Below are 13,096 nucleotides of genomic sequence, written 5' to 3'. Positions count from 1 at the left end.
AATCATAGTTGAAAACGCCTGCTTTTATTAACAAATGTCCCGAGTTATCAACAAATTGATTAAAAATATCTCCAATCGCTTGTGTAGCCAGTAATTTCTATTAAATTTGTTTTGATTAACAAAAATGTTTAACCAACAATTAATAACTATCAATTATGAACAAATCAGAATTAATCGATGCTATTGCTGCTGATGCAGGAATTACAAAAGCTGCTGCTAAATTAGCATTAGAATCATTTTTAGGAAACGTAGGATCAACTTTGAAAAAAGGTGGTAGAGTTTCTTTAGTAGGTTTCGGATCATGGTCAGTATCTAATAGAGCTGCAAGAGACGGAAGAAATCCACAAACTGGAAAAACTATCAAAATCGCTGCTAAGAATGTAGTAAAATTTAAAGCTGGAGCTGATTTAGAAGGTTCTGTAAACTAGTCTAGTTTTACTTTTGATATAGAAAACCATTCGTTTATCGAATGGTTTTTTTTTATAATAATATTTGATAATTCAAATTTTATTTGTAATTTTATTAAAATTGTTGAAAAAATGATATCAGAAAAACTACAAAAAGGACAACTACTTATAGCTGAACCTTCAATAATAGGTGACTTATCATTTAATAGGTCGGTTATCTTGTTGGCAGATCATAATGAAGATGGTTCAGTAGGATTTATTTTAAACAAACCATTAGACTATACTATTAATGATTTGATTCCAGAAATTGAAGCATCATTTAAAATTTATAATGGTGGACCTGTAGAACAGGATAATTTATATTTTATTCATACGGTTCCAAAACTAATTAAAGATAGCATTGAAATCTCTAATGGAATTTTTTGGGGTGGTGATTTTGAACTGACAAAAAGTTTAATTAATGAAGGAAAAATCAACAAAGAAAATATAAGATTTTTTCTCGGTTATACAGGTTGGAGCGGAAATCAATTAGAAAATGAACTGCTTGCTAGTTCTTGGATTATAACATACAACAATTATCAATCTACAATTTTAAGTAAATCTTCAGATCAATTTTGGAAAGAAAAAATTATTGAATTGGGTGGTGAATATATTATATGGTCTAATGCACCCGAAAATCCAATTCTAAATTAGTGCATTTAAACTAGTTAATAGTTCTTTTGAAAATTCAGTTTTATATTCTTTTTTTCTATATTTAGTAATTGGTTGAATTCCAGTTATTACATTAGTGATAAATAATTCGTCAGCTTTTTGCAAATCAAAAGGAGATATTTCCTGCTCAACAACCTCAATATTATCTAACTTTTTTGCAATTTGTAAAATCTGTTTTCTCATAATTCCGTTTAAACAACCTTCACTTATTGATGGAGTTATAAGTTTATTGTTTAACAACATGAATAAATTTCCATTTAATGCTTCAACAACATTTTTTTCATTATTTAATAATAAACAGTTTTGAAGATTATTTTCATCAGCAAAAATACTACCTGTTACATTAATCATTTTATTAGTAGTTTTTATAGTAGATAGTAACTGTTTAGAAATGAAAAAATCTTTGTATAAATCAACTTCATAGTTGTCATCTGAAAAAGAATATGTGGTTTGACTTAATGAAAAAACTTGAATTATATAAGAAATGGTTCTTGTTTCTGGCAGATAAAATCCACCATCGTTTCTAAAAACAGTAAAACGAACTCTAGCAGAATCTATGCAATTATTGATACCGACAGTATTTAAAATATGCTCTTCAATATATTCTAATGTAAAATTATTTGGGATTTTCATTCTTACAATTCTCATTGAAGCCATTAATCTAAAATAATGATCCTCAAGAAAAAGAATTTTATTATTTATAACTTTTAAAGTTTCAAAAACACCATCACCATAAAGAAAAGAACGATTGGAGTTTGACAAAGAAGTGTCTGATGAAAGTAATTTACCGTTATAATTAATCATAATAAAGTCTCGTTTTGGAACGAGACAAATATAACTTTAAAAATATGAATTTAGACTGATCCAATAACGTGTTTTAAGTCGGAAACTTGATTTTCCCATAGTTGTTTAGATTCGTCTAGTTCTTCTTCTGTAGCAAAATCAACAACCATTAATGATACATCTTTAGTAATTTCGTCTTCAAGAATACGTAGTTCAAAATAATATTCAGTATCCTTTTTATTATCGTCTATCCATTTAAACTTTACTTTTTCGCCAGTTTTTTTAGATGAAAGACGAGCATTTTCTTCTCCATCGTTCCATTCAAAGGTGAAAAATTCTCCTCTAGAATTCACATTGTCAGCAAACCACTCCTGTAAACCTGATGGTGTAGAAATATATTGATATAATAATTGAGGTGAAGAATTTATTGGAAATTCAATTTCGTAACGCACTTTTGGAATCATATTGTAATTTTTGTGAAATATATAATTTTTATTTATAAAATAGACAAAACAAAAAAATATTTTTTTTTCAATTTAATATTTGGACAATATTATAATTGGCTTATATTTGCACGCTCAATAAAATCGGAGTAATGAAGGCGAGGTAGCTCAGTTGGTTAGAGCGCAGGATTCATAACCCTGAGGTCACGAGTTCAAATCTCGTTCTCGCTACAAAACATTAGATAGAAAAAATACAGGTTTTATGCGGTTTTAGAGCAATTTAAAACCGCTTTTTTTATGTCTAAAATTAGTAAATTCTTACGTAATGAATACGTTAACGCATACGATTTGAGTTTTAAAAAGCAATATTCTGAACCTAAAATATATGATGCTGGTGGTGATTTATCAAAGCGTTGGTATGTATATTATTCTTTTAGAAATCCTGAAACTGATAAACTGGAACGTCAAACGCCAATTTACGAAGGAATAAATACTTTAAAAACATACAGAGAACGCAAAAAAGCGATTACAATTTTAAGACTCTCAGTAAAAGGAATTTTAGAAACTGGTAATTTCAACCCGTTTATTGATACAAATTCAGTAGATCAGGTACAAAAACTAAATATAATTGATTCTGTAAATTTTGTGCTTAAATTAAAAGAAAACACTCTAAAAGATAACAGCTACAAAGACTTTAAAACTCGAATAAACCAATTTAAAAATTGGCTTTTAGATAATGGTTTTAAAAATCGTTATATCACAGCAGTAAATAAAAAAGCAGCTATAACTTACTTAAATGAAATTTCAACAAAATCGAGTGCAAAAAACAGAAACAACTCACGATCTGTATTATCTATGTTTTTTCAATCACTAGAAGATAATGAAATTATTGCAGATAATTTTATAAAGAAAATCAACGTTTTAAAAACTAATCCCGAAAGAAATAAAACATATAGCTCTAAACAGGAAAATGATTTGTTTAACTATTTAATTAAACACGATCAAATTTTATTATTATTTATTCAATTTGTATCTTACAATCATTTACGACCGATAGAAGTTGTAAGATTGAAAATTGGTGATGTAAATGTAAATGATAAAGTGCTTTACGTTAGAGCAAAAAACAAAGCAGTGAAAATTAAATTAATTCCAGAAATATTACTATCAAAATTACCTGATATATCAAATATTAATAAAGACTTTTATTTATTTACTCCTAATGATATTGGAGCCGACTGGCAGACTAACGAAACTGATAAAAGAAATTATTTTGGTAAAAGATTTAAGAAAGTCAAAGATAGTTTAGGTTTAGGTTCTGACTATGGTTTATACTCATTCCGTCACACTTTTATAACTAAACTATATAACAGTTTGCTTATTGATAGTACACCATTTGAAGCAAAAAGCCGTTTGATGCTTATTACTGGTCATACTACGATGACAGCATTAGATAAATATTTACGTGATATTGATGCTGTACTTCCTGATGACTATTCCAAGCACATTGAACAGCTAGAATAATAGATAAAAACTATTAAAAATACACTATATTCAATTGATCGTTACACCATCATAACATATTTATTGAAATTTAATAGATTTTACTTATAATAAAAATATTCAGGATCCTACAGTTACTTTTAACTTTACATCACGATCGTGAACTAAAGTTATAACTAACTGTACCGACCAATAAAAAAAGTGTTACATTTCTGCAACACCTTTCCAACTATTAACCAAACAAATTAACTACTATTTTTTTGCTTTAGCTTTTACAATTTTACCACCTTTAGCATATTTGAAACCTTTTTTTAAAGTTCCATCTTTTTTTAAACCGTCTTTTACGATTACCGAACTGCATAATTTTTTAGCAGTCATTCCTGATTTCTTTTTAGCTGTTGCCATTTTTTAAATATTTAAGGTTAATTAATCTACTACTTTAAATGATAGTTTTCTTTTTGGTTGATCCAGATTTTTAATTCTGGTCTTTTCGTTTTTTATTGGTAGCAATTTTTGTAATGCTGGAGAATATTTTAAATCTGAAATTGGAGAATGTTGATTGTATCTATTTTTGTGATTAAAAACATAATTATTCATAAAATTATCCCGATCTACAAAACCTTTTAAAATAATATCACCATCAAAACCGCTTTTAGTTCCGCCACGCATTGCACCTGTAGAAGTTCTTTGAAATATTACTATAAATAGCTTACCATTAAACTTTTTTCTAAAATCTAAATCAAAAGAAACTTTAGAATACATCTCAACAAGTTTTGCCCAACTATCTATAATGATTACATCAAAATCTTTGCAACTTTCTTGCAAGCGGTCGTATGTTTCTTTTGGCGTTTCACCATCGTTTTCACTCTCGACTGCAATTTTCTTAATGTTTTCGCCTTTGAAATACTTTTTTGCTTTGTCTATAGATAATGAACTTGATTTGTGTTCTTCTAAACTCCAAATAATTGGTTTGTAACTAGCGTTGCAAAAATCATTAGCCCATTGAAAAACGGTGTGTGTTTTTCCGCCACCTTCTGGACTATCTAATGTAATAGCTAAAGAATGAATAGGTTTTATCTCTATGTTACCTAGAAGTTTTTTTAGATCACCTGAAATTTTAAAGTAATCATTGACAACTTTAACATCACTTTGCTGGTCAAAGGCTGTACTGTATTTTGTTCCTGAAAGTACAGTTACTTTTGGCTTTACTTCAGTTATTTTGTTACCTGGTTCTTTTACTTCACAACCACAAGACAAACCACAATTTACGTTACAATTTGCACAATTTAATCCGTTATTTGTTTTTTTGGTATTATTTTTGTTATCTTTGCTTAGTGAATTTTTTACAGCTATGGCAATTGTAGCCGGTGTCTTAGTAAAAAGTTCACTTTTTTCGTTTATATATATAGCTAAACCTTGTTTTATCCAAGTTTTGTATGTGTTAAAGCTATTTCTAACATACATACTTGCAATGTTACACATTTTAAATTTTTTGTCAATATGTAAAGCAACCATTACTGGATTGTTTTCTACGTCTTTAATTTCAGTTAAAACTACGTAACCAGTCGTTTTACTTTTAAAAATTGCTGTTGGATTATTTATAAAATCGGGTAAATCTAAAAAATTTCCCCAGTTTAATTTATGTCCTGCTTTTTGTGTTGTAGCTTTTGTTAAAACAGAACCAACTATTTTTATTTCAAAATTTTCAATGTGTTTTTTAAGTTCGTCTTTTGGTTTTCCTAAAAAGAAAATTTCATCGTTACCATATCCTTTTTTTATTGCACGTATCAATTTTTTATTAAATGCTATTGTATCAGGTTCTTTTGAATTTGTTGCGCCTAAACCAGCGAACAAATCTAATTGTGTTGATTTTACAGTTTGCTTTTTAAACTGTACTCGAGAAGTTTTTTTAACTGGTGTAATCTTTATATCTTTAAAATATAACGGATTTCCTTTTTTATCAAATTGCAAAATATAATCTGACAATTTTTGCGCTAAAGATGATGCACGAAAGATAAATTTATTGTCGTTTTGAATATGTGTTAATGCCGAGTTCCAATTTTTTAAATAAGCTGCATGATTGCCGTTTGTGTGCCAAATTATTCCAGCTTCGGCACTTAAAAAAGTTGCGCCAAATTCTGCAACCAATTCCTCAAAAGCATAATCTTTATCACCAAAACGTTTGCCAAAAGTTCTGTTTAACCTGGAATAACGACCAGTAGAGTGTGAATATTCGTGTAACAAAACTCTGTAATAGTCTTGAACAGTTACAAAATCGTTTAAATACGGCATTTGAACCAAGTCTTTACCACTATTATAAAAAGCATCGTTACCACCAAATTTTAATTTAGGAGCTGGCTGTGGATAATTTTTTATGATAGCTTCTGGAACTTGCATTTTGTTTGCTTCTTCACTTGGAAGTTCAATGTCTATAAAGCCAGTTTTAAAGTTCTCTAAATCAAAATCAATTCCGTCAATATCATTTCCGTTAAAAACGTTATAATATTTTAGTATTGGAACTTCTGAAATTTTATCTACATCAATTGCATTTTCTGTAGCAAAATCAATCGCTTTTTGATTATCATAAGTACCAAAATCAATTGATTTTGTTGCATCTTTTACCTTGTAAATTTTGGTATAATAAACAATAGGATAACCATGTGAACCTTTTTTAATAGTTCCGCCTAATTGTTCTATTTGTTTAAAAGTTAGGAAAAAAGGATTTTTTAAGATTTCAAAATTGGTTAATAAAAAAACGTTTACGCCACGATATCTTTTTTTAGAAACGAAATTAAAAGGTAAAGTGTAACCAGTACCATACTGTTTTGCTTCCCACGTTTTTTTGAAGTTTTTAGTATTAGCCTTTTTTATCATTTCTACCATACGATCGGTAATCATTTGGTAAATGTCTGTAGAAGAAACGGCTTTGTTTAAACCAAGTAAATCATCATCAACAAATTGCTCAAAACCTAAATCATATAAAAAAGATTGTGGTACAATTTCGTGAACTGGTTCTGCAATAGTGATTAAATATTTTTTATCTTTTGTTTGATCAAGTACAGTTATAATTTTTTTAGACAAGTGAAATTGTTCATCTTTTTTAGCAATTTCTACTAAAGCAAGAAGTTGTTTACGAGAAACTGTTAATCCGTTAAGTCCGTTAAATTGTTGTATTGATTTCATAAAAAGATATTAAAAAAATGCAAATGTCTATTTAGTAATTTTTGCGCTCATGCAAAAAAAAGAAATAGAGCATTTGCATTTAAACATTCTAGGTTTTTAAAATTCTATTTTGTTTTTTTGGCTTTTTTTGGATGTCTAAATAAACAAGGTTCAACAGGATTTTGAATAACCCACAAACCCAACTTATCTATTCTGGCTTTTTTTTCCAACTCTTCTAAAAATTCTGATTTGTCGTAAAAATGCCATGCTAAACCTTTTGTAAGTAAAACTTCTGAAATATTTTTATTATCATCATAATAAACGTAACCAATAGGACGTTTAAAAATATCGATCGAAATAATATCTACTCGAACAGTTTTGTTAAACAATTCCTGACTGACAAACTGTTTTGCAATACTGCCAAATTCTTGTTTTTTTTCTGGAGCATCAACTGATGCAAAACGAACTGTGTTTTCTTTTTTTAAAGTGTCGAGAACTGTAATTGTATCTCCGTCTTTAATTTTTACTACTCTACCTGTATAAGAGTAGGATTGCGAATGTGAAAATAAAAACGCAAAAAGCGTTAATGCTAAAAATAAATTTTTCATAATTTGTTATTATAAATTGTTTTTTGCCTACTCTAAACACTTTTCGGCTTCCGTGTTTTAAGCAATCGTTTGCTCATTTCCTATAATGCTTATAACTGGTTCGATTTTTATATCATCGATAGATTTTATATTTAAAAGTTTTGGAATATTTAATATTGATGCTAATACTGGAATTTCTACTTGTAAATCTTTTAAAGTATTTTGACCACGAGCTACAATATTTAAACTGCTTCTGTTTACATTAATAGTTGCAATTCTTTTAGTATTAAAAACAATGTTTATTTTTTTTAAAAAAGATAAAATGCCATCAGCATTAAAAGTTTCACTACTATTATTAAATAGTGTAACATCAATAGCAAATTTAAAAATGCCACTTTCAACTCTTATATTTCTGATCGCTGTAGGAACTGCTTTAATATTTGGAAGTAATCGTTTAACATTATCTAATTTTGACTTATAATATAAACCACCTAAAACTATTCCTACTACTGGAATTACTATATATTTTGCTTTCATTTATTCTAATGATTTGTTTAGTATATCTGCACCTTTATCTACATCTGCTGGATCAACATTTTTTTGATTTTTTATTACTATTGACAAAATGAAAATTGCAGCTTTACCTACAAATTTCCAAAAACCATTTTTTGGTTTTATGTTTTTCTTTATTTCTAGTAATTTATCCTGCATGATTAATTATTTTAAGGTATTTTTAATTTTAAAAAGTAATATTTTTGAAGATTGAATAACTGTAAAAAAATCAATACCATAGTATAATCCAACTTTTTCAATTAACAGATTTGCAATTTTCTTTGTCAATTTTAAACACTTTTTTGATTAATGAAAAGTTTAATTTTATCGAATAACACACCTATCAATTCTTCTAGTTTTTTGTGGAATATTGTTGAAAATGAACCACACCAAGCACAAACAACATAGGTAAAAAGTTTATTGAAATGCAGAAACTGGTCAAAAAATACGTAAACTAACAAAGCTACGAATGTTGAAACTATGGCTTCTGCTAAAAACCATTTCCAAGATATTTTTGAACCTAATTGAATTTGTTTAACCGTTTTAACTATTGCGCCCATTATAATTATACTTAAAAAAAGTGAAGTATCTAAAATTTGTTTGTAATTAGAATTTATCCAATCAAATATTTGTTGCTTTGTCATTTATATTATTTTTTACTTACTAAATAAATTCCAAAAGCTAAAAGGCTTGTAATTGTTAATGGAATAATTAATGATCGTTTTTTTCTGAACTTTTTTTTTTAGATCACCCAAAATATCAAATGAGCGATAATGAGCGGTTTTTTTTATTCTGTCATCTAAACCATTTGTACCACCATTAATTTTTTTTGTAATGAGTAATACATCGTTTTTATCTGCTAAAGGATTTAATTTTTTTACAGTCCAAAACCAACCAGCAACATCTAAAGAAATTGGGATTTGTGAAACTAAATCAGGATTTGCAATGACATCGATTCCTGAATATTTTTTATAATCTTCATAATTTGCTCGACCAGTTAATTGCATTAAACCTCGACCTCTAAATTTATAACCATCTCCTGGTAATTTATTACCCAAATACTTGTGGTTCTGATATTTTTTTTGCGCTTTTTCAAAAGTTATATCTTCAACACTAGCTGTAAAATTTGCGCTTTCGTGTGCTAATTGACCTAAAAAATGAGCTACTCTTAAAGGTGTATTTATTGCATATTTTTTAAATATGGTTAAAAATGCGGTACTATTTTGTAAAAGAAAATTCATTTTATTTAGATTTTAGTTTAAATTTATTTCCAGTCTGCTAAACGTATTTGCTTAACTTTTTTCTGTGAAAACAATGCTTTCTCAGTATTTAGACCGAAATCACCATCAGCAACAACTCCTAATCTTTTTTGCAATTCTTTAACTTCCTCGCTGTTATGTATGCCTTTATGCAAAATTCTAGTTAATATTAATCCTTTGGTATTGTAAACTTTTTTAATTGGTAATTTTTTACCAATTGGAGCAATACCTCTTACATCAGCAATCCAATGCCTTGTAATTAATAGTCTTCCTATTCTTTCAACAACATATCTATACGTTCCGTCTGGTCTTTTACCTACCCAAATTATTTTACCTATCTTATCGCCTACATTAAATTTTGGACCAGGAATTCTACCACTTTTCCAATTACCATCAGCCATTTTTATTGCATCATAAGTTTTAGTGCCACTGCCAAAACTTGCCATTACTTCCTGACCAACAGAATATTTAAACGTGTCAGCACCTTTAGTAGGTAGATTATCAACTTCTACCTGTGCCACAATAGGTACAATAGGAGTTTTTACAGTATTTGAAAATGGTGGCGTTGCTTTTGTAGGCAATTTTATTACTGGAGTGTTTGTTACATCTTCAAAAGTTGTATCAATTGTTTCTTGCTGTACCTGATCTTTATTTGCCTGAGCATTTTTGTAAAAATAAAATCCTGCACCAGCAATTAATAACGTTCCGCCAACTCCTAAATATATTTTATCTTCATTTGTCATTATAAATACTTTTTAAATTTATCTTTTAACAGTAAATAATCTGCTGTACTCATTTCTGATTTTAGCCACACTTTTAGCGGTTGTTTTGTTAAAAACATTCCAAACGGAGTGTAATCGTTTCCTGTAACTGTATTATATGATCTTGTCCCAAATGCTTTGACAATTTGAGCAAATTGTGAAACCGATAAGCCAGTAAGTGCTGTTAATATAATTTGGTTTTTATTACCATTCGTCCAATTAACAACACGCATAACCTCGTGAATATCATTTGCTATTTGCTTTGCATCAAAATCTGGATCAGTAGCACCTGGATCATCTAAATATTTGGTGTTGCTTTTTGTTTTGCTAGAATTTTTAGTTATTGCCACTACGCCAAATACTATTCCTGCAAGTAAACCTGTACCACCTATTATTTTTGGTATTGAAATATTCATATTAAAAAAAGTTAGGTACTATAAATCGTAATCGCATTATCTCGGAGCCATCAAACTGATCGGCAAACCACTCAAACATATTCATACGCTGGAAAATATCATTTAAACCTTTTCTACCGCCAAACTCATTATACACTTTTATAAAATCGTTGTGCGACAAACCTTTTAAGTTTTTAGAAACTGTATTAAATCCGTTACCAAAACCATACATTGCTTTGTGAATTGCATCTGCTTTAGCTTTTGCAACTGTACTCGAGATAGTTGCTGGTGTGTATCTTAAATCGTAATTTAATGATGAAAAACGATTTACAAATTTTTTATAACCCCAATAACCAGTTCCTGCCACTATCGAAAACCAAAAAATGTTTTTAATAATTGATAATGAAACGGCTGTAGTTTTGTTAGCTGTATCTAGTGCATCGCCAATAGCTTTTTTACCTTGAGGACTATTTGCGACTGCTGCAATAACAGCTGGATTTTTTAAACCTCTTTTCATCTTATTTTTCTTTTGGCTTTTACTTTAAGAGTTATCCTGCTTCAATTTCTTTAATTTTGTTCAATTTCTTACGGATAGCGGTTGGAGCTACTAGAGACAACATATCTTTCTATACTTTATTCCTACTTTGCCATACTTTATCAATCATTCGTTTGTAGTCGAAACTTCTCTTAAAGTTAAAAACTGTTTTGTTTCGTTTTTTCGGCTGGCGTATTGATGAAGCAAAAACGCCAACCTACTCAAACTACATCACCATCGATTCTATCATCACCCAATTTTCTTTAAAAAACGTTAATCCGTTTTTTGACTTTTTTATTTTGATTAACTTATCTAAAATATCTGCATCTAAATCGGCTAATTGTTGTAATTGATTTTTGATTTTTGCTACCTTAATTAAGTTTGTTTCTTTTACTGCGATTTCTATTTTAGTTTTCATTTGGATTGACAATTTTGTGAATTACTAAAAAATTATAAAATTGATTGCTAAAGGCTTCGTTACCTTCGTTAATTTTATCGACTAGCGACAATAATATTTCGTTTGTGCTATCATCACCATTTTTCACAATATCAATTAACCGGGATTGTTCCTGTGAATATTCTTCAAATTCTACATCTTGAACGGCATTACCCAAACCACTTGGCGGAACTGGAACTTTAAAACCTAAACCGCTTAATATACCAGGAGCTTCTTTAACAACTGTCATAATCATTCTGTTACGATCGTCGTTGTTTTCTTTAGTATATTTTTTTAACAATGCATCTTCCTCTAATGTTTTAATTTTGATTAAAGCTTCTTTGTGTTCTGCTTTTAACTCTTTAAATTCAACTTGCATTTCATCAAGTTTATTAGCTTTAGTGTGTAGGCTAATATTATCTGCCATACTTAAACCAAAACCTAAACCTAGATCAGATTTTTTGTTTTTCTTTTTCTTCTTTTTTTTGGACTTAATTTTTTCCATAACAAGTGATTTAGTTTCTTTTGGCTTTACTTCAGGAGCAATTGTAAATTCATCACCGATGTATTTAAAAGCATTTCCACTTTTTCGTTTTTCATTTATGGTTAAATTTTCGTGTCCGTTTTCTAAAAGATTATCAAATAAATCTTCTGCATTATTAAATTGTGATGCTATTTTGTGATGTGTGAAATTGCGGTGTAAATACTTATCTAAATCTTTATCATAAATATCTACTGCGCATAATTCATCATTATTTAGCTTAACAATTAGTTGTTTAAGTTGCTTCATCGTACTTTTTTTTTAACTAATTTTTTTGTAAATAAGAATTATGGTTTTAATGTAAAAATAACTTGGTTTTACGTTGGGATCGATATTGGGATCACTTCCTGAACCACCTGATCCAGATACACCTCGTAATTGCTTGATTGGTTGACTTTCATTACCAGTTCCGATTGGCCCAGCTTTTTTTACCTCAAGTTCAATAAATTCAACTTGTAAGTTAACCTCTGAATAAGTACCATCAGCCACCACTACAATTTCTTTTTGACCTGGATATACTGGTTTACCATTAATATTACTAATGCAATTGCCACTATTATAAACAGCCAATGCAGTAATACCCGTTAAAGTGATTAACTGGTTATTTCTATATTCGGTAGTTATAAATTCAGTCTTAATCATTATCTAACGTTGGTGTCCATTAAAAAAGTTACCCAAACTATCGCATCTGCAAAATCGTCATTTTCTCCTTGAAATGTAGAAGTCATTGCCAAATTGAAATTTCTGTTTTCTGAATCAAAATTTAATGGTTTGAAACTTTTTTCATACTCACCACCAGTTTGGCGAAAATGGTCAATATGTATAAATGGTATGATATCTACAGAAGAATCATCTTTTAGTGCCAACATAATTGTTTGCGGTTTTGCTTTCTCATTGCCATTTGTATAAGCAACCATGCTTTTTACAAAACCTGCTGGCATTTTAAAATTTTCACTTACTGATTTTGAACCTAGTGGTAACTGTAACTTTACGGTATATTGTAATTGTCTCATTTTTTAGTGTT

Annotated in this window: 19 protein-coding genes and 1 tRNA gene; 4 read left to right on the top strand and 16 right to left on the bottom strand. The window is 28.9% G+C overall.

The features are described from left to right. Positions 1–155: 155 nt before the first annotated feature. On the top strand, positions 156–428 hold the full coding sequence (locus tag ACH2BO_RS02455) for an HU family DNA-binding protein (protein WP_035124278.1): 273 nt from the start codon (positions 156–158) through the stop codon (positions 426–428). Between the two features lie 111 nt (positions 429–539). After that, positions 540–1,100: a YqgE/AlgH family protein gene (locus ACH2BO_RS02450; RefSeq protein ID WP_395043177.1), complete on the top strand. Its 561-nt coding sequence runs from the start codon at positions 540–542 to the stop codon at positions 1,098–1,100. On the opposite strand, the gene ACH2BO_RS02445 is transcribed toward ACH2BO_RS02450, so the two are convergent. Then, complete coding sequence (locus tag ACH2BO_RS02445; RefSeq protein WP_395043176.1) at positions 1,092–1,922, bottom strand: aminotransferase class IV; 831 nt, start codon at positions 1,920–1,922, stop codon at positions 1,092–1,094. The two genes, ACH2BO_RS02450 and ACH2BO_RS02445, sit on opposite strands and share 9 nt — an antisense overlap. A 50-nt stretch (positions 1,923–1,972) precedes the next feature. Beyond that, on the bottom strand, positions 1,973–2,365 hold the full coding sequence (locus ACH2BO_RS02440; RefSeq protein WP_395043175.1) for an START-like domain-containing protein: 393 nt from the start codon (positions 2,363–2,365) through the stop codon (positions 1,973–1,975). 136 nt (positions 2,366–2,501) lie between these two features. On the opposite strand from ACH2BO_RS02440, the gene ACH2BO_RS02435 reads away from it, so the two are divergent. Both ACH2BO_RS02435 and ACH2BO_RS02430 read left to right on the top strand, forming a co-directional pair. Next, a tRNA-Met gene (locus ACH2BO_RS02435) sits at positions 2,502–2,575 on the top strand. Positions 2,576–2,641: 66 nt separating this feature from the next. Next, a complete protein-coding gene (locus ACH2BO_RS02430) occupies positions 2,642–3,865 on the top strand; it encodes a tyrosine-type recombinase/integrase (protein ID WP_395043174.1) in 1,224 nt (407 codons plus the stop codon). A gap of 231 nt (positions 3,866–4,096) precedes the next feature. Here the strand turns inward: ACH2BO_RS02430 and ACH2BO_RS02425 are convergent, their stop codons facing one another. The 14 genes from ACH2BO_RS02425 to ACH2BO_RS02360 all read right to left on the bottom strand — a co-directional run bounded on the left by ACH2BO_RS02425 (position 4,097) and on the right by ACH2BO_RS02360 (position 13,085). After that, complete coding sequence (locus ACH2BO_RS02425) at positions 4,097–4,249, bottom strand: hypothetical protein (RefSeq protein ID WP_395043173.1); 153 nt, start codon at positions 4,247–4,249, stop codon at positions 4,097–4,099. 21 nt (positions 4,250–4,270) lie between these two features. Further along, entirely contained in the window at positions 4,271–7,027 is a 2,757-nt protein-coding gene (locus ACH2BO_RS02420; RefSeq protein ID WP_395043172.1) for a zincin-like metallopeptidase domain-containing protein, read from the bottom strand. A 104-nt stretch (positions 7,028–7,131) separates the two neighbouring features. Beyond that, the gene (locus ACH2BO_RS02415) at positions 7,132–7,614 is read right to left on the bottom strand and encodes a thermonuclease family protein (protein ID WP_395043171.1); all 483 of its coding nucleotides are present in this window, start codon (positions 7,612–7,614) and stop codon (positions 7,132–7,134) included. Positions 7,615–7,671: 57 nt separating this feature from the next. After that, on the bottom strand, positions 7,672–8,130 hold the full coding sequence (locus ACH2BO_RS02410) for a hypothetical protein (RefSeq protein ID WP_395043170.1): 459 nt from the start codon (positions 8,128–8,130) through the stop codon (positions 7,672–7,674). Then, positions 8,131–8,304, bottom strand: coding sequence for a hypothetical protein (locus ACH2BO_RS02405; RefSeq protein WP_395043169.1), 174 nt, complete (start codon positions 8,302–8,304; stop codon positions 8,131–8,133). Positions 8,305–8,435: 131 nt separating this feature from the next. Then, entirely contained in the window at positions 8,436–8,789 is a 354-nt protein-coding gene (locus tag ACH2BO_RS02400; protein WP_395043168.1) for a hypothetical protein, read from the bottom strand. Positions 8,790–8,801: 12 nt separating this feature from the next. Beyond that, positions 8,802–9,386 carry a glycoside hydrolase family 19 protein gene (locus tag ACH2BO_RS02395; protein WP_395043167.1) on the bottom strand — a complete coding sequence of 195 codons (585 nt, stop codon included), beginning with the start codon at positions 9,384–9,386 and terminating at the stop codon, positions 8,802–8,804. A 23-nt stretch (positions 9,387–9,409) separates the two neighbouring features. After that, positions 9,410–10,147, bottom strand: coding sequence for a peptidoglycan-binding protein (locus tag ACH2BO_RS02390; RefSeq protein ID WP_395043166.1), 738 nt, complete (start codon positions 10,145–10,147; stop codon positions 9,410–9,412). After that, positions 10,147–10,581: a hypothetical protein gene (locus ACH2BO_RS02385; RefSeq protein WP_395043165.1), complete on the bottom strand. Its 435-nt coding sequence runs from the start codon at positions 10,579–10,581 to the stop codon at positions 10,147–10,149. Before ACH2BO_RS02385 ends, ACH2BO_RS02390 begins: the two co-directional genes overlap by 1 nt. Position 10,582: 1 nt before the next feature. Beyond that, positions 10,583–11,077, bottom strand: a complete 495-nt coding sequence (locus tag ACH2BO_RS02380) for a hypothetical protein (RefSeq protein WP_395043164.1) — start codon at positions 11,075–11,077, stop codon at positions 10,583–10,585. A 244-nt stretch (positions 11,078–11,321) separates the two neighbouring features. Further along, a complete protein-coding gene (locus ACH2BO_RS02375) occupies positions 11,322–11,513 on the bottom strand; it encodes a hypothetical protein (protein WP_395043163.1) in 192 nt (63 codons plus the stop codon). Then, entirely contained in the window at positions 11,503–12,321 is an 819-nt protein-coding gene (locus ACH2BO_RS02370; RefSeq protein WP_395043162.1) for a hypothetical protein, read from the bottom strand. The genes ACH2BO_RS02375 and ACH2BO_RS02370 overlap by 11 nt, the downstream gene beginning before the upstream one ends. 12 nt (positions 12,322–12,333) lie before the next feature. Then, entirely contained in the window at positions 12,334–12,714 is a 381-nt protein-coding gene (locus ACH2BO_RS02365) for a hypothetical protein (protein WP_395043161.1), read from the bottom strand. Beyond that, positions 12,714–13,085: a hypothetical protein gene (locus tag ACH2BO_RS02360; RefSeq protein WP_395043160.1), complete on the bottom strand. Its 372-nt coding sequence runs from the start codon at positions 13,083–13,085 to the stop codon at positions 12,714–12,716. Before ACH2BO_RS02360 ends, ACH2BO_RS02365 begins: the two co-directional genes overlap by 1 nt. Positions 13,086–13,096: the final 11 nt, after the last annotated feature.

Source organism: Flavobacterium sp. (assembly GCF_043773265.1).
Taxonomy (GTDB): domain Bacteria; phylum Bacteroidota; class Bacteroidia; order Flavobacteriales; family Flavobacteriaceae; genus Flavobacterium.
This window is presented reverse-complemented; position numbering and strand designations above follow the sequence as displayed.